This window comes from Knoellia locipacati (assembly GCF_044791685.1).
In the GTDB taxonomy this organism is placed as follows: Bacteria; Actinomycetota; Actinomycetes; order Actinomycetales; family Dermatophilaceae; genus Knoellia; species Knoellia locipacati_A.
In genome coordinates this window covers 634,447-649,407 of the sequence record NZ_CP087730.1, presented here as the reverse complement: position 1 = coordinate 649,407, position 14,961 = coordinate 634,447, and the positions used below count along the sequence as shown (strand labels likewise).

The window sequence follows — 14,961 nt, the reverse complement described above, 5'->3', positions numbered from 1 at the left end:
CGGGGTCAGGTGACCGTGACGGTCACCGTGGCGAGGGTGTCGTTGCGGCTGTCGCCGACGAGGACCCGCACCGAGTAGGTGCCGGCGCTCGCCCACGTGTGCGAGCCGCTGAGCGTTGCCGTGCCGTCGGCCGCGACGGTCACCGTCGCGTCGGAGGTGGCGCTGCCGTCACCCCAGGACACGCGGGCCGTGTAGCCGCCCTCGGCGGGCACGCCGCCGGAGACCGTCCCGAGCGTCACTGTCGAGGCCGTGCCGGCCTTGGCGCTCACGCCCGTCGCGGGGATGACCGCGAGCGGGGTGCCGTTGTCGGCGACCGAGAACACGTGGATCCGGCCGGCCGACTGGGGGTCGCCCGTCTGCGTCGGCAGGGTCACCGATGCCACGGTCTTGCCCGCGGGGATCGTCAGCGGTGCGGTCGCGAACAGCTTGAGGTGGCAGCCGTCCGTGCTCGTCCCGTTGAGCCGAGAGGTCATCTCGACCGCGATCGTGTTGCCGAACTTCGCCGAGCCGCACCAGTCGCCGTACTGGATCTTGTATGCCGTGCTCGTCCCGTCCGTGAACGTCACCGTCCCGGTGGTGTCCTGGTCCTTCTGGGTCGCCGTGCCGATGAGGCTCAGCTGGGTGGCGCCCGGGGCCAGGGTCACCGGCAGGGTCTGGCCGGCACCGGTGGCGTTGTCGTTCTCACCGGCCGGGATGGCCGGCATCGAGTACCGCAGGTCGGTCCCGGGGACGGTGAGGAGCTTCCCGGGGGAGGCCCCGGCCTCGACGAGGGCCGGACGGGACACGCCCGCCTCGCCGCCGTCACAGGGGACCTCCTGGCCGGGGTTGCCAATGCACACGAGGTTGAAGCCCGAGGCGTAGGAGGGGACGACCGCCTGGTGGATGGTCGCACCGCCCGTACCGCTGGCCTCGCCCTTGGCGTCCTTGGCGTCCTTGACGGTCACCACGGTCGCGTAGTAGCCCGGCTCGGCGTAGGTGTGCTCGCCCCGGACCGTGTAGGACCCGAGCTCGCCCGCCGTGATGGTGCCCGTCGAGCTGGTGCCATCACCCCACGCGATGGTGGCGGTGTAGTCGCCCGCCGAGGTGCCGTTGCCGCCCGAGAAGGTCCCGACGACGCCGCTGACCGGCTGGCCCTCGACCGCGTCGAGGGTGCTCGAGGCGGAGACCTTGATCCCGCTGTTCGCGGCGAACGAGCCGTCGGTGAGGAACTCGACCTCGGACAGCGTGGGCGTCCCGGTGCTTGCCGTCACGACGATCCGGTATGCCGTGTAGGTGCCCGGTGCGGCGATCTTGAACGGGCGCGTCTGCGTCCGCCAGGTGAAGGCCTGGCCGCTGCGGGTGTCGATGGTCTCCCAGTTGCCGTTGCGCTGGCCCTCGACCCGCCACGCGGTGGGCTCGCCGGCGGCGGCTCCGTTGGTGAGCGTGTAGAAGGAGGCGCGCTGGCCGATGCCCGAGAGGGCGTAGGTGACCGTCGGGGTGGCGGTGCTGAACGTCGTCGCGGTGGTCGACGTGTTGTCGAACAGCGCGGCGGCGTTCGTCGCGCCGGGTGCGGTGGCTGTGCCGCGGCTCGGGCCCGTGGCGTCACGCAGGGGAGCCGGCATGGCGTCCTGCTTGGTCAGCGACGGGGGAGCGGCGTTGGGCTGGGTGCCGTAGTCCGACGGCGAGGACCCCATGGCGAAGTCGATCGTCGTCGCGCCCGCGAGCTTGCTGTGCGGGATGGAGACACCCTTGTGGCCCTCACCGTTGATGGTGAGCTTCTGCACGTAGATGTTCTTCTCGGAGTTCGCCGGCGCGTTGACGACGAGGTCGCCCTGCGTGCGGTGGACCGTCATCTTGGTGAACTTCGGTGAGCCGACGGCCCACTGCGCCGAACCCACCTGGAGCGGGTAGATGCCGAGCGAGGAGAGGGTGTTCCATGCCGACTGCTCGCCGTTGTCCTCGTCGCCGGGGTAGCCCTGGCCGATCTCGCCACCGACGTAGAGACGGCGCAGGATCTCGCGCACCTTCTCGGCCGTCTTCGACTGCTGGCCGGTCCAGTTGTACATGTAGGGGATGTGGTGCGAGACCTGGTTGCTCATCCCGAACATGCCCATGCGGACGTCGCGTGCCTCGATGATCTCGTGGATGATCCCGCCGTAGCTGCCGGGCTTGGTGCCCGTCTCGGGAGTCGTGAAGAACTCGTCGAGCTTGTCGGCCATCGCCTGGCGACCGCCGAGGAGGTTGGCGAGCCCGTTGCCGTCGTGCGGCGCGTGGAAGGCGAAGTTCCACCCGTTGGTCTCGGTGTAGCCGCCACCCCAGACCTCAGGGTCGAAGTTCGGCGCGAACTCACCGTTGGCCTGGCGCACCCGGAGGAACCCGGTCTTGGGGTCGAAGTGGTTCGTGTACGACGTCGACCGCTTGAGGAAGTACTCGGACTCCTCCTTGAGCGCGGCCTGACGTGCGGCGGGAACGCTCGGGTCGGTGGCGAGCTTCGCGGCCTGGTTGCCGATGCCGAAGTCGTTGACGAGGCCCTCGAGACCCCACGACACGCTCTCGTGGGTGCTGTCCGGCGTGAAGCCGAGGAACTGCGAGGTGGCCAGTCCCTTGCGGCCGACACCCGACGACGGGGGCAGCACGGTGGCGTTCCTGAGGGCTGCGTCGTACGTGCCGACCTTGTCCGGCAGCGCGACACCCTTGACGAACGCATCGGCGAAGGAGACGTCCGAGCTCGTGCCGGTCATGAGGTCGGCGTAGCCCGGGGAGGACCAGCGCGCGACCCAGCCGCCGTCACGGTACTGCTGGACGAAGCCGTCGGCGATCTCCGCCGCGATCTCGGGGTAGAGCAGCGAGTAGGCCGGCCACACGGTGCGGTAGGTGTCCCAGAAGCCGTTGTTGACGTAGATCTTGCCGTCCTTGATGGCGGCGTTGGTCGTGGTGGCCGTGGCGCTGCCGGTCTTGGCCGACACCGGGCTGGCGTACTGGTAGCGAGGCGCCGACGCGGTGCCGGTGTTCTCGAACTGGCTGTTCGGGTAGAGGTTGAGGCGGTAGAGGTTCGAGTACAGGGTGCGCACCTCGGACTCGTTGGCACCCTCCACCTCGACGACGTTGAGCCGCTTGTCCCACATGGCCTTGGCGGCACCCTGGACGTCGTTGAACGAGCGTCCGACGAGCTCGAGGCCGTGGTTGGCCCGGGCCTGGTCGAGGGAGATGAACGAGGTGGCCAGTCGCAGCTCCACGTCGCGGTCGGTGCTCGTGTCGAACTTCGCGTAGCGGGTGCCGGTGTGCCCGTTCGGTGCCACGCCGGTCGCGGTCGCGCCGCGGTCGAAGGTGCCGTGGACGAACATCCGGCTGCGCCCGACGGAGAGGCCGCTGCCGTTGTCGACCCAGCCCGTCATGGTGCCGGTGGCGGGGTCGACGGTGAAGGTGCCGTTGTTGTCGACCGTGTCGACGACGAGGCTGCCGGTCGGGACACCCTCGGGGAAGGTGAACCGGTATACGCCGCCGTGGTCGGCGGGCGCCGTCTCGGCGGTGATCCCGCCGTCGAGGTGGACCCGGTAGTGGTCGGGGCGGGCGACCTCGTCGTCGTGGTCGAACGCGAGCTGGCGGCCCGAGGCGCTTCCGGTCGGGATGCCCTGGTTGATCGAGGGCATGACGGACATCTGGTTGCGGTCACCCATCCACGGGGAGGGCTCGTGCGAGATCCCGAGTCCCTGGAGCGTCGGGCGGTTCTGGGCGTTGTTGCCCTGCTGGTAGTAGTACTGCCACGACTGCGAGTTCGCGTTCGTCACGGGGGTGAAGAACGTGAAGCCGTTGGGGACGGCGCTGATCGGCAGGTTGTTGCCGCGGGAGAAGGCCCCGCTGGAGTTGGTCCCGCGACGCACGTCGACGGCATACGTCGGGCTGGAGCGGTCGAGGGTGGCGGGAGCCGGGTCGACGGAGACGTCGTCGAGCCATCCGCCGAAGGTCGTCTCCTTCGTCGGGCCCGCGGTGTTGTCGTAGCCGAGCAGGACCGCGTCGATGGTCTTGCCAGCCGCCTTGGGTCCGAGCTCGATCTTGACGGAGTTCCACTGGGAGGCGTAGAGGATCTTGCCGACGCCCTGGCCGTTCGGTGAGGCCGCGGTGTGGTGGCTGTCGGTGGCGCCGAGCCCGGAGAGGAGGGTGCCGTCGGTGAAGCGCAGGTCGACCGCGGTGTAGGTCGACGGGTAGCTCAGGTCACCGGTGACCATGTCCGGGAAGATCTTGTAGCTGAGCCGTGAGCGGTCGCCCACGGGGACGTCGACGTCGAAGAGCCGGTTCCAGGCGAAGCCGCGACCCGCTGCGGTGTGGGAGCCGCCGTAGCGCAGGGCCTTGACCCCGGTCCACCCGACGCGCGACTTGACGTTGAAGCCCGAGGCCGGGCCCGACCCCACGGTCGAGACCATCGGGGCGATCTGCGGCTCGCTCGAGTCGACCTCGCCGTAGAGGCCCCAGTCGGCGAGCTGGACGATGGGACCGCCGTTGTTGGCCGTGACGTCGAGCCGGTAGTACGTGTAGTCACCGGGTGTCGTCACGGTGAAGGTCTGCTTCTGCCCGCGGGAGGCGAAGGCGAGACCGGTGCGGCGGTCGAGGTCGGTCCACGTCGTGCCGTCCGTCGAGCCACGCAGGGTGACGTCCTTCGGGTCGCGCTCGGGGGCGTCGTTCCCGGAGGTCAGTGACCACGTCAGCGCGCGTTCCGCGGACGAGAGCTGGTAGCGGACCCAGCCGGTCGTGGCGAAGGCGAGCCACTTGGTGTCCGGGTTGGCGTCGGTGAGGTTCGCGGCGACCTCACCCGGGGCGTTCTCGGCGCTCGCGGTGATGGCGGTGACCGAGCCCATCAGGCTGCCGTCGGCGGCGACGCCGCCGGTGACGTTCTGCTGGCGCGGCCCCGAGCCGTCGACCTCGACGGTCGACACGAGCGGCTGCGGCTGGCCCGCCTCGAAGGAGGTCGACCAGGCGGACCCCTCCGCGGCAGCGGCCGCCTCAGCCGGCGCGGCTGCCGGTGGTGAGGCCTGGGCACCGGCGGCTGTGGCACCGCCGAGTGCGAGGGCAAGGGCTCCGGCTGTCAGCCCTCGTGGGATGGCGTTCGTCAGGCGCATGTTTCCTCCGGGCTCGTCGCCCACGCAAGGTCGGTCACCCTTGACCGACGTCCACCCGACCCTGTCCGTATGCCGTGTGCCCCGCAAGGCGAGATCCCATCCTTGTCCGGTGAGGACAGGAGATCGGACAAGGATGCGAGCCACGAGGGAGCGCGCCGTGCTCCACGTTGCCTCCAGCCACGGAGTTTGGTGAGATTCGACCTGTGACAGCGTTGTCAGGCAAGCGGACATCGGCACGACCGACCATGGCGGACGTGGCCGCGGAGGCGCACGTCTCCGTCAAGACGGTCTCGCGCGTCGTCAACCGGGAGCCGGGTGTGCGGCGCGACACCGAGCTGCGCGTGCGCGGCGTCATCGACCGCATCGGCTTCATGCGCCACGACGGCGCCCGCATCCTGCGCCAGGGACGCACCCAGACGATCGCGCTCGTCGTCGAGGACCTCGCCAACCCCTTCTACTCGCAGATCGGGGCGGCCGTCGAGCGTGAGGCGCGCATCCGCCAGCACCAGCTCATCACGGCGTCCGCAGAGGGCTCACCGACCCGGGAGCGCGTCGTCCTCGAGGGGCTCATCAACCGGCGGGTCGACGGCCTCGTCGTCGTCCCCGCGGGCGAGCGCCCGGCCACCGACCCCACCGTGTCGGCGAGCGGTACGCCCATCGTCTACGTCGACCGGCCCGTGCGTGGCGAACCCTGCGACACCGTCATCAGCGACAACCCCGGAGGGGTGCGCAGCGCGGTCGAGCACCTCGTCGCCAACGGCCACCGGCGCATCGCCTTCCTCGGCGACGACGCCGAGTTCTGGACGGCACGCCAGCGCCGCGAGGCCTTCGTCTCGATCCACGAGGCGCTCGGCCTCCCGGGCGACACCCGCATCGCGATGGGCCCGCACACCGTCGAGACGCTCGCGACCCGGTTCGACGCATGGTCGCGCGAGCGCACCCCGATCACCGCGGTGATCACCGGCAACAACCGCGTCACCCTCGCCGCCCTGCACGCGATGCGGCAGGTCGGCGTCGAGATGGGTCTCGTCGGCTACGACGACTTCGAGCTCGCCGACCTCATCGAGCCGTCGGTCACCGTCGTCCACCAGGACCCCACCTCGATCGGGCAGAAGGCCGTGCTCCAGCTCTTCGCGCGGCTGCTCGGCGACGAGTCGCCGGCCCAGACCGTGGTCATGCCCACCCGGCTCATCGTCCGCGAGTCCGGCCGGCTGCCCGCATCCATCCGAGCACGGAAGGCTCTCCCATGACCGACACCTCGACCACCGCGGCGACCGCCGCAACCGCTGCGCTGGCGCTCAACACGCCACGGCGGTTCTACCGCGGGGGTGAGCGGATCCTCGCCTTCCGAGGGCTCGAGGTGCCCGACGGGTTCGACGGCCACCGACCCGAGGACTGGGTGGGTTCCACGGCGCGGCTCTTCGCCGAGGGCGGCGGGGGAGTGACGACGCTCGAGGGCGGCACCGAGCTGCCCGAGGCGTTCGACGCGGATCCGCTCGGCTGGTTCGGTGAGGGTCACGCGGCCCGCTTCGGTGGCGACCCCAACCTGCTCACCAAGCTGCTCGACAGCGGTGAGCGGCTGCCGGTCCACTCGCACCCGAGCCGGGAGTTCGCAACGGCCCACCTCGACTGTGACCACGGCAAGACCGAGGCCTGGATCGTCCTCGTGGCCGAGCCGGGCGCCACTGTCTGGGTCGGCTTCCGGGACGAGCTGTCACCCGACGAGCTGGCGGGGCTCGTCGACGCCCAGGACGAGCGGCTCCTCGCCGCCCTCAACCCCATCGAGGTCACCGCGGGCGATGCCGTCCTCGTCCCTGCCGGCCAGCCCCACGCCATCGGCGAGGGCGTCCTCATCCTCGAGCTGCAGGAGCCCACCGACTTCTCGGTGATGCTGGAGCACCAGCGCTTCGGGCTCGATCTCGAGCACGCCTTCCTCGGCCTCGACCGGCCGCTGGCGCTCCGGAGCGTCGACCACGGCCCGGTCGACTCGGCCCGAATCGCCTCCCTCCGACGGAGGTGGAGCGACGTCGAGGGTTCCGGTCCGGCACTCCCGGACGAGGCCAGCGCCTACTTCCGTGCCGAGGTCGTGCGGCCGGTGACGGGCGACGTCACGGTCGACGCGGCATACGCGGCTGTGGTCGTGGTCAGCGGGGCCGGCACGCTCACGTCCGGGCACGGCACCCGTGAGGTCCGCGCCGGCGACGTCCTGCTCGTGCCGCACGCCGCCGGTGACGTCACCGTGAGCGGCGACGTGACGCTCATCCGGTGCATGCCGCCTCAGGCCTAGCCGCCCGGCTCACGAGGGGCGCTGCGCTCTCAGCCGCCAGCTGGGGGAGGAGGTGCTCCAGCTGCCCCACCTCCTCGATGTTGTGCCGCACCCAGGCGCGCGCCATGTCGTCGGGGAACCGTCGACGCAGGTGCGCGTTCACCGGCGACATGAGGGCGCTGCGCGCGCCCAGGTCCATCACGGTGACGTAGTGCGTGCCGTCGACACCGGGGGACCAGGTGTGTTCGAGCTGCACGGCGATGACCCCGGCGACGCGCGTCACCAGCCGGATGCCGCTCTCGTCGAGCTTCTCGACGCGGTCCACGACGTCGATGGCGTATTCGGGGTGGGCGCCGAAGACCTCGACGATGCGGAAGCGGGCGCCCTCGCCCGCCCCACCTCCGGGGGCGGGCCGGTCGAGCTCCCACCGGATGTGGTCGATCGGGTGCCAGGCGAGGTAGCGCGGGACCGTCTCGCCGCCGTAGGAGATCGTCCCGTCGAGGTGGGTGAACCAGTCGAGCAGCATCGCCGGCGTCACGCCGGTGAGGGGCCGGTGGTCGATGGTGATCCGCCGGCGTCCGTGCCGAGCCTCGGTATGGCGGACGGTTGCGGTTCCGGTGCTGCGGAGCGGGAAGAGGACGGGAAGCGACATGACGACTCCATAGGGTACGGTGGCGTTTCTTGTATGGCTCCGACGATAGGCCCACAGTTTAAGAAACGCAAGCGTTTCTTGATGAGAGGTGACGGTGAACGTGACGACGCGCAGGCGCGGTGCCGAGCTCGACGACGCGATCCGGGCCGCGACGCTCGAGCTGCTCGCCCGGGGTGGCCCGGCGGCGGTGACCATGGAGGCGGTGGCGACGACCGCGCAGACGAGCAAGGCGGTGCTCTACCGGCGCTGGCCGGGCAGCCGTGCTCTGTTGCGCGACACCCTCCTCGGTGTCGCGAGGTCCGCGATCCCACACGAGGACACCGGCAGCTATCGCGGTGACATGCTCGCCGTGCTGCGCGGCTGGGCGGCCCTGTTCACGGGGCCGCAGGCCGCGATCCTGCGCGGTGTCGTCGCGGCGTCGGTGCAGGACGAGGAGCTCGCCGAGACCCTGCGCACAGACGTCATCGGCTACCGCAAGGAGGAGATGGCGGCCATGCTCGCCCGCGGCGTCGAGCGGGGGGACGTGCGCGCGGACGTCCCCGTTCACCTCGCGCGAGAGCTGGGCCAGAGCGTGCTGTGGCACCGCCTGCTCGTCAGTGGCGACCCCATCGACGACGACCTCGTCATCGAGATCGTCGACGACGTCCTCGTGCCCTTCGTCTCGCCGACCCGGTCGACGCGACCGCGCCCCTAGGGCTCCTGGATGACGGCGAAGGTCTCACCGCTGTAGGTGACCGTGTCGCCGGGCCGCACCTGACGACCACGCCGGGTGTCGACCTCGCCGTTGACCTCGACCTCGCCGGCCTCGATGACGGCGCGGGCGTCGGCCCCGTCCTCGACGACCGAGGCGAACTTGAGGAGCTGGCCCAGGCGGATGCTCTCGCCGGCGATGGGGATCTCGATGGGGGTCACGTCGTCAAGGATAGGTCTCGCCCATCGTGGCCTAGGGTGCCCTGCATGCGCATGCTGGGAGTCCTCGGCGGGATGAGCTGGACGAGCACGGAGAGCTACTACCGGCTGCTCAACCGCGGCGTGGCCGAGCAGCTCGGCGGGCTGCACTCGGCGCGGCTGCTGCTGCACAGTGTCGACTTCGCACCGATCGCCCAGGCCCAGCACGAGGGGGACTGGGACGCGACCCTGGCGGTCCTCGCCGAGGCGGGCCGGGGGCTCGAGCGCGGCGGCGCCGAGGCGCTGCTGCTGGCCACCAACACGATGCACAAGGTGGCCGACGAGCTGGAGGAGGCGTGCGGGCTGCCGCTGCTGCACATCGCCGACGCGACGGCGGACGCGATCGTCGCCGATGGAGTGACCCGGGTCGGGCTGCTCGCCACCGCCTTCACGATGGAGCAGGACTTCTACACCGGCCGGCTCGCCGCGAGGGGGATCGACGTCCTCGTCCCGGAGGAGGAGGACCGTGGCACGGTCCACCGCGTGATCTACGACGAGCTCGTCCGCGACGTCGTCCGGCCGGAGTCGCGTGACGCCTACCTCGGTGTCGTCGACCGGCTCGCGCAGCGCGGCGCTGACGCGGTGATCCTGGGCTGCACCGAGCTCGGGCTCCTGCTGGGGCCGGGCGACGGCGTCCTGCCGCAGTACGACACCACGCAGATCCATGCCGACGCCGGCGTGAGGTTCATGCTCGGCTGACGCCGTCCGGAGAAGGCGTCCCGGCGTGCACAGGTGGCTGGGAGTTCACACCCTGATCCGTCCCAGCCACCCGGCACCCTGTGCCGGATGGCTGGGAATGTCCCTGGTCACTCCCAGCCACCCGGCGGTTCGTTCACTCGTGGCGACGGCGGTCAGCTCGCGAGCTCACGTTGGTTGAGGATGCGGATCCTCTCGTCCTCGGTCATGCCGCCCCAGACCCCGTAGGGCTCGCGCGAGGCGAGGGCGTGCTCTCGGCAGCGGCGGAGCACCGGGCAGGAGTCGCACACGGCCTTGGCCCGGTCGTCGCGACTGCGTCGCTGGTTGCCGCGCTCGCCCTCGGGGTGGAAGAAGACCTCGGGGCTCACCTGACGGCAGTGACCCTCGAACTGCCACTCCCAGACATCGAGTGTCGGCTTGGGCAGTCGTGCGATGTCAGTCATGTCCCCTCCTGTCCGTGGCCGGCCGAGTCGTCGGCAGGCCTTCGTCGCAGCACCCCTCGTGGGCAGTGTCAGGCTAGGAACCGCTTGGCAAGGCGAGGGTCTGAGACAAGTAAGAATTTGGCAAAGTCCACTCCTCGGACGTGACTCCGCAGGTCAGCCGAGGTGCTCAGCACTCGCGGCGCCGGTGGAGGGTCAGCCCGTGGCCGCCGTTTCGGCGGCTCCGTTCCGCTGCCCTAGACTTGCTGGATGAGCCTTGGTGTCGACCGCCCCACCCACCTCGAGGCCGAGTCCGCCGCTCCGCCGCCTGCGATCCCCGCACCCCACGTCCCCGCCGCGAGCGCCGCTGCCGAGCTGGGAGCATCGGGCCTCCCGGCACCCTTCGCCGAGCTGGGTCTCACCTACGACGACGTGCTGCTCCAGCCGGGCGAGACCGACGTCATCCCCAGCGAGGTCGACACGACCTCGCGCCTGACCCGTGAGATCAGCCTGCGGGTGCCGCTGGTCTCCGCGGCGATGGACACCGTGACCGAGGCGCGCATGGCGATCGCCATGGCGCGCCAGGGCGGGCTCGGGATCCTGCACCGCAACCTGTCGATCGAGGACCAGGCCTACCAGGTCGACCTCGTCAAGCGCACCCAGACCGGACGGATCTCCAACCCGGTGACGATCGGTCCGGACGCCACCCTCGAGGAGCTCGACGAGGAGTGCGGCCGCTACCGCGTGTCCGGCCTGCCGGTCGTCGACCCGGGGATGCACCTCCTCGGGATCGTCACCAACCGCGACCTGCGCTTCACCCCCGTCGCCGAGTGGGGGACGACGCTCGTCCGTGACGTCATGACGCACATGCCGCTCATCACCGGCTCCGAGGACATCAGCAGCGACGAGGCCACCAGCCTGCTCCGCCAGCACAAGCGCGAGCGCCTGCCCCTCGTCGACGACCAGGGTCGACTCACCGGACTCATCACCGTCAAGGACTTCGTCAAGTCCGAGCAGTTCCCGCACGCGAGCAAGGACGGCTCGGGTCGGCTCCTCGTCGGTGCGGCCGTCGGCTACTTCGGCGAGGCCTGGCAGCGCGCCACCACCCTCATCGACGCCGGGGTCGACGTCCTCGTCGTCGACACCGCCCACGGCCACGCCCGCCTGCTCCTCGAGATGATCGAGCGGGTCAAGAAGGACCCGGCCACCCGCCACGTCCAGGTCATCGGCGGCAACATCGCCACCCGCAGCGGCGCGCAGGCGCTCATTGACGCCGGTGTCGACGGCGTCAAGGTCGGCGTCGGCCCGGGCTCCATCTGCACGACCCGCGTCGTCGCCGGCGTCGGCGTCCCCCAGGTCACGGCCATCCACAACGCCGCGCTGGCCTGCGGCCCGGCCGGCGTCCCGCTCATCGGCGACGGTGGCCTCCAGTACTCCGGCGACATCGCCAAGGCGCTCGTCGCCGGCGCCGACTCGGTGATGATCGGCTCGCTCTTCGCCGGCTGCGAGGAGTCGCCCGGTGAGCTCGTGTTCATCAACGGCAAGCAGTTCAAGGCCTACCGCGGCATGGGCTCGCTCGCCGCCATGAGCTCGCGCGGCAAGAAGTCCTACTCCAAGGACCGCTACTTCCAGGCCGACGTCACGAGCGACGACAAGATCGTCCCCGAGGGCATCGAGGGCCAGGTCGCCTACCGCGGACCCGTCGGCGCCGTCACCCACCAGCTCGTCGGCGGCCTGCACCAGTCGATGTTCTACGTCGGAGCCCGCACCGTGCCGGACCTCAAGGCCAAGGGCCGCTTCGTGCGGATCACGACGGCGGGTCTCAAGGAGAGCCACCCGCACGACATCACGGGCATCGTCGAGGCGCCGAACTACTCCTCACGCTGACCTGCGTGACGTCACACTGGGGTGACCGACGACCGGCAGGAGCCTTCATGCCCGACACCGAGCAGCACCGCGACCTCGAGAAGCGCGTGCACGTGGACCTGCCGCGGATCACGCCGGACCAGATGGTGACCTCGCTCGAGACGACGCCCCCGCCGGACCCCACCGGCGGTCGCGACGTCGACACGGAGTTCATGATCCGCCCCTTCGGCTGACCCTTCGCCCCTCACGTCAGGCGGTCGCGCCACGAGTCGAGCGCGATCCCGCCGTCGGCGGTGCGGTCGACCGACGTCGCCGCCAGCATGGCGTGCCCGACCGCCCTGGCGACGCAGTCCGCCGCCACGGCCTGGATGCGGACGAGGTCGAGCTCGTCGGGGGCCTCGCCGTCACCGGTCGCGAGTGTGAAGATCGCATCCCCGTCGTATGCCGTGTGCACCGGCGAGACGGCCCGCGCCAGTCCGTCGTGGCTCACCTCGGCAAGCTTGCGGCACTGCACCTTGGTGAGGAGGGCGTCGGTCGCCACGACGCCGATGACCGTGGCCGTCCCGGCCCGCAGGGCGTCGAAGGCCCTCGCCTGCTCAGCCCAGTAGCCCTGTGCCGCAGCAGGATCGGACGCAGGCACGTTGTCGAACTCGTCCGCGAGACCGGAGCGGACGGCATACAGGCTGCCGTCAGGAGCGCACGGTGAGCCCATCGCGTTGACGACCATCAGGGCCCCGACGGTGACCCCGTCGACGACGGCGCTCGCCGTGCCGACCCCGCCCCGCAGCCCACCGGAGCGCGCCCCGGTGCCGGCGCCCACCGCCCCCTGCTCGACCCCGCCCTCGCGCGCCTCGTGCCAGGCGCGGGCGCCGTCCTGCGCCGACGGCACGTTCCCGAAGTCACCGCCGCGACCGAGGTCGAAGACCACGGCGGCGGGCACGAGCGGGACCACCTCGCCCGGGTCGCCGACCGGCCAGCCGAGCCCGGCGGCATACGCCTCCCGCAGGACCCCGTCCGCGCTCGCCAGGCCGAAGGCGCTCCCACCGGCGAGGACCACCGCGTCGACCCGGTCGACGAGACACGTGGGGTCGAGCACGTCGGTCTCGCGGGTGCCGGGCGCACCGCCACGGACGTCGACGCCGCCGACCGTGCCCTCGGGCGGCACGACGACCGTGACGCCGGTGAGCCAGCCCGGCTCGTCGCGGGTGACGTGGCCGACCCGGATGCCGGGGACGTCCGTGATGGCGTTGAGGGGTCCGCGGCGGGGTGGCTCCATGTCCCCAGCATGCCGACCCCAGAACGACTTATTGCCAGTTGTGGCGCCCGAGCCGGCGGCGAGCCGACCCGAGATGGGCCACAACTGGCAATAAGTCGGGGGTGGTGCGGTCGGGTCAGTGCAGGATCGCCGGAGGGGCGACCTCGGCCGCGTCCTCCTCGTCGAGCAGGTGGCTCTCCTCGTGCTTGCGCGGGAGGAACGCCGCCGACACGAGCGTGAACGCGACCATGATCGCGGCGACGAGGAAGGTGCTGCCGAAGACCTCGCCCATGGCGTTCTGAACCGCGCTCTGCAGCGCCGCCTGGCCGGCCGCCACGTCGTTGCCGAAGCGGGCGAGGATCTCGCCGACGAGCGGGAACTGCTGGAGCAGCGACGGGTCGTTCGGGTTGGCCTTGGACGCCTCGCCGAACGCCGTGGCCTGCGAGACGAGCGCGTCGTTCTTGAGGCCGTTGGTGAGCACGACCGAGATGACCGCGACGCCGATCGAGCTCGCGACCTGCTGGGTGATGTTGAGCAGGGTCGAGCCGCGAGCCACCTGGTGCGCCGTGAGGGTCCGCAGCGCCGCGGTCATGAGCGGCATCATCGTCGCGCCCATGCCGAGCCCCATGACGAAGAGCACGGGGATGAGGTAGCCCCAGTAGGACGTGTCGCCGTCGACGCGGGTGAGGGCGAACATGCCGGCGGTGATCGTCGCCAGGCCGACCGGCACGATGCGCCCGACCGGGTACTTGTCGGCGAGCGCTCCGGCGATGGGCATGGTGAGCATGGCGCCGATGCCCTGTGGGGCGACGAGCAGGCCGGCGTCGAGCGCGCCCTCGCCGCGGACCGTCTGGAGGTAGGTCGGCACGAGCAGCAGCCCGCCGAAGAAGGCGCCCGCGAAGATGAACATCGTGATGACCGACCACGTGAGGTTGCGGTTCGCGAAGAGGCGCAGGTCGAGCAGCGGGTGCTCGGGCTTGAAGCTGTAGACGACGAACGCAGCGATGAGGGCGAGGCCGAGGCCGGTGAAGCCGAGGACCTTGGCGGAGGAGATGGAGCCCTCCTCGGGGATCGACGAGATGCCGTAGAGGAACGCGGCGAGACCCGGGCTCATGAGGAGCATGCCGACGAAGTCGAAGGACTCGCTGGGCTCGGGGGCGTCCTTGGGCAGGGCCCACCCTGCGTAGGCGAGCGCGCCGAGGCCGAGCGGCAGGTTGATGAGGAAGATCCAGTGCCACGACACGGTGTCGATGAGCCAGCCGCCGAGGATGGGGCCACCGATGGGGCCGAGCAGCATCGGGATGCCGAGGATCGCCATGAGGCGGCCCATGCGGGCCGGGCCCGCGGCCTTGGTCATGATCGTCATCCCGAGTGGCATGAGCAGGCCTCCACCGAGACCCTGGATGACGCGGAACAGGATGAGCATGTTGATGCTCGTCGCCGCGGCGCAGAGGACGGAGCCGATGGTGAAGAGGCCGAGGGCGAGCATGTAGAGGCGCTTGGTGCCGAAGCGGTCGGCGGCCCAGCCGGTCAGCGGGATGACGGTGGCCAGGGCCAGCGTGTAGGCCGTGACGGTCCAGGCGACCGTGGAGTACGGAAGCGGGTCGTCGGCGCCGGTGAACGTCGTCTGCAGCTCCGGCAGCGCGACGTTGACCACGGTGATGTCGAGGATCGACATGATGGCGCCGAGGACGACGACACCCGCGATCTTCAGGACGGCACCATCGATCTTGTCGGGGTACTCGGTGTGGGCAGGACTGGACAAG

At 70.8% G+C, this 14,961-nt stretch carries 12 protein-coding genes; 6 read left to right on the top strand and 6 right to left on the bottom strand.

The features are described 5' to 3' along the window. Nucleotides 1-5: 5 nt before the first annotated feature. The gene (locus LL946_RS02925) at nucleotides 6-5,093 is read right to left on the bottom strand and encodes a GH92 family glycosyl hydrolase (protein WP_404384616.1); all 5,088 of its coding nucleotides are present in this window, start codon (nucleotides 5,091-5,093) and stop codon (nucleotides 6-8) included. 245 nt (nucleotides 5,094-5,338) lie between these two features. Here LL946_RS02925 and LL946_RS02920 point away from each other — a divergent pair, with 245 nt between their 5' ends. Next, entirely contained in the window at nucleotides 5,339-6,343 is a 1,005-nt protein-coding gene (locus LL946_RS02920; protein ID WP_404384614.1) for a LacI family DNA-binding transcriptional regulator, read from the top strand. Then, nucleotides 6,340-7,380: a class I mannose-6-phosphate isomerase gene (locus LL946_RS02915; protein WP_404384612.1), complete on the top strand. Its 1,041-nt coding sequence runs from the start codon at nucleotides 6,340-6,342 to the stop codon at nucleotides 7,378-7,380. The genes LL946_RS02920 and LL946_RS02915 overlap by 4 nt, the downstream gene beginning before the upstream one ends. Here LL946_RS02915 and LL946_RS02910 read toward each other — a convergent pair. Next, the gene (locus LL946_RS02910; RefSeq protein WP_404384610.1) at nucleotides 7,352-8,011 is read right to left on the bottom strand and encodes a hypothetical protein; all 660 of its coding nucleotides are present in this window, start codon (nucleotides 8,009-8,011) and stop codon (nucleotides 7,352-7,354) included. The genes LL946_RS02915 and LL946_RS02910 overlap by 29 nt on opposite strands. Nucleotides 8,012-8,111: 100 nt before the next feature. Here LL946_RS02910 and LL946_RS02905 point away from each other — a divergent pair, with 100 nt between their 5' ends. After that, entirely contained in the window at nucleotides 8,112-8,705 is a 594-nt protein-coding gene (locus tag LL946_RS02905; RefSeq protein ID WP_404384608.1) for a TetR/AcrR family transcriptional regulator, read from the top strand. Here the strand turns inward: LL946_RS02905 and LL946_RS02900 are convergent. Further along, nucleotides 8,702-8,923: an RNA-binding S4 domain-containing protein gene (locus LL946_RS02900; protein ID WP_404384606.1), complete on the bottom strand. Its 222-nt coding sequence runs from the start codon at nucleotides 8,921-8,923 to the stop codon at nucleotides 8,702-8,704. The genes LL946_RS02905 and LL946_RS02900 overlap by 4 nt on opposite strands. Before the next feature lie 45 nt (nucleotides 8,924-8,968). Here LL946_RS02900 and LL946_RS02895 point away from each other — a divergent pair, with 45 nt between their 5' ends. Further along, nucleotides 8,969-9,658: an aspartate/glutamate racemase family protein gene (locus LL946_RS02895; RefSeq protein WP_404384604.1), complete on the top strand. Its 690-nt coding sequence runs from the start codon at nucleotides 8,969-8,971 to the stop codon at nucleotides 9,656-9,658. A gap of 152 nt (nucleotides 9,659-9,810) precedes the next feature. On the opposite strand, the gene LL946_RS02890 is transcribed toward LL946_RS02895, so the two are convergent. Further along, nucleotides 9,811-10,098 (bottom strand): WhiB family transcriptional regulator, encoded by a 288-nt coding sequence (locus tag LL946_RS02890; RefSeq protein ID WP_404384602.1) that lies wholly within the window; start codon nucleotides 10,096-10,098, stop codon nucleotides 9,811-9,813. 246 nt (nucleotides 10,099-10,344) lie between these two features. Here LL946_RS02890 and guaB point away from each other — a divergent pair, with 246 nt between their 5' ends. Both guaB and LL946_RS02880 read left to right on the top strand, forming a co-directional pair. Continuing rightward, the gene (gene guaB, locus LL946_RS02885) at nucleotides 10,345-11,961 is read left to right on the top strand and encodes an IMP dehydrogenase (protein ID WP_404384600.1); all 1,617 of its coding nucleotides are present in this window, start codon (nucleotides 10,345-10,347) and stop codon (nucleotides 11,959-11,961) included. A 47-nt stretch (nucleotides 11,962-12,008) separates the two neighbouring features. Continuing rightward, nucleotides 12,009-12,173 carry a hypothetical protein gene (locus tag LL946_RS02880; RefSeq protein ID WP_404384598.1) on the top strand — a complete coding sequence of 55 codons (165 nt, stop codon included), beginning with the start codon at nucleotides 12,009-12,011 and terminating at the stop codon, nucleotides 12,171-12,173. An 11-nt stretch (nucleotides 12,174-12,184) separates the two neighbouring features. On the opposite strand, the gene LL946_RS02875 is transcribed toward LL946_RS02880, so the two are convergent. After that, entirely contained in the window at nucleotides 12,185-13,216 is a 1,032-nt protein-coding gene (locus LL946_RS02875) for a P1 family peptidase (protein ID WP_404384596.1), read from the bottom strand. A gap of 115 nt (nucleotides 13,217-13,331) precedes the next feature. Further along, nucleotides 13,332-14,960 carry a DHA2 family efflux MFS transporter permease subunit gene (locus LL946_RS02870; RefSeq protein WP_404384594.1) on the bottom strand — a complete coding sequence of 543 codons (1,629 nt, stop codon included), beginning with the start codon at nucleotides 14,958-14,960 and terminating at the stop codon, nucleotides 13,332-13,334. Nucleotide 14,961: the final 1 nt, after the last annotated feature.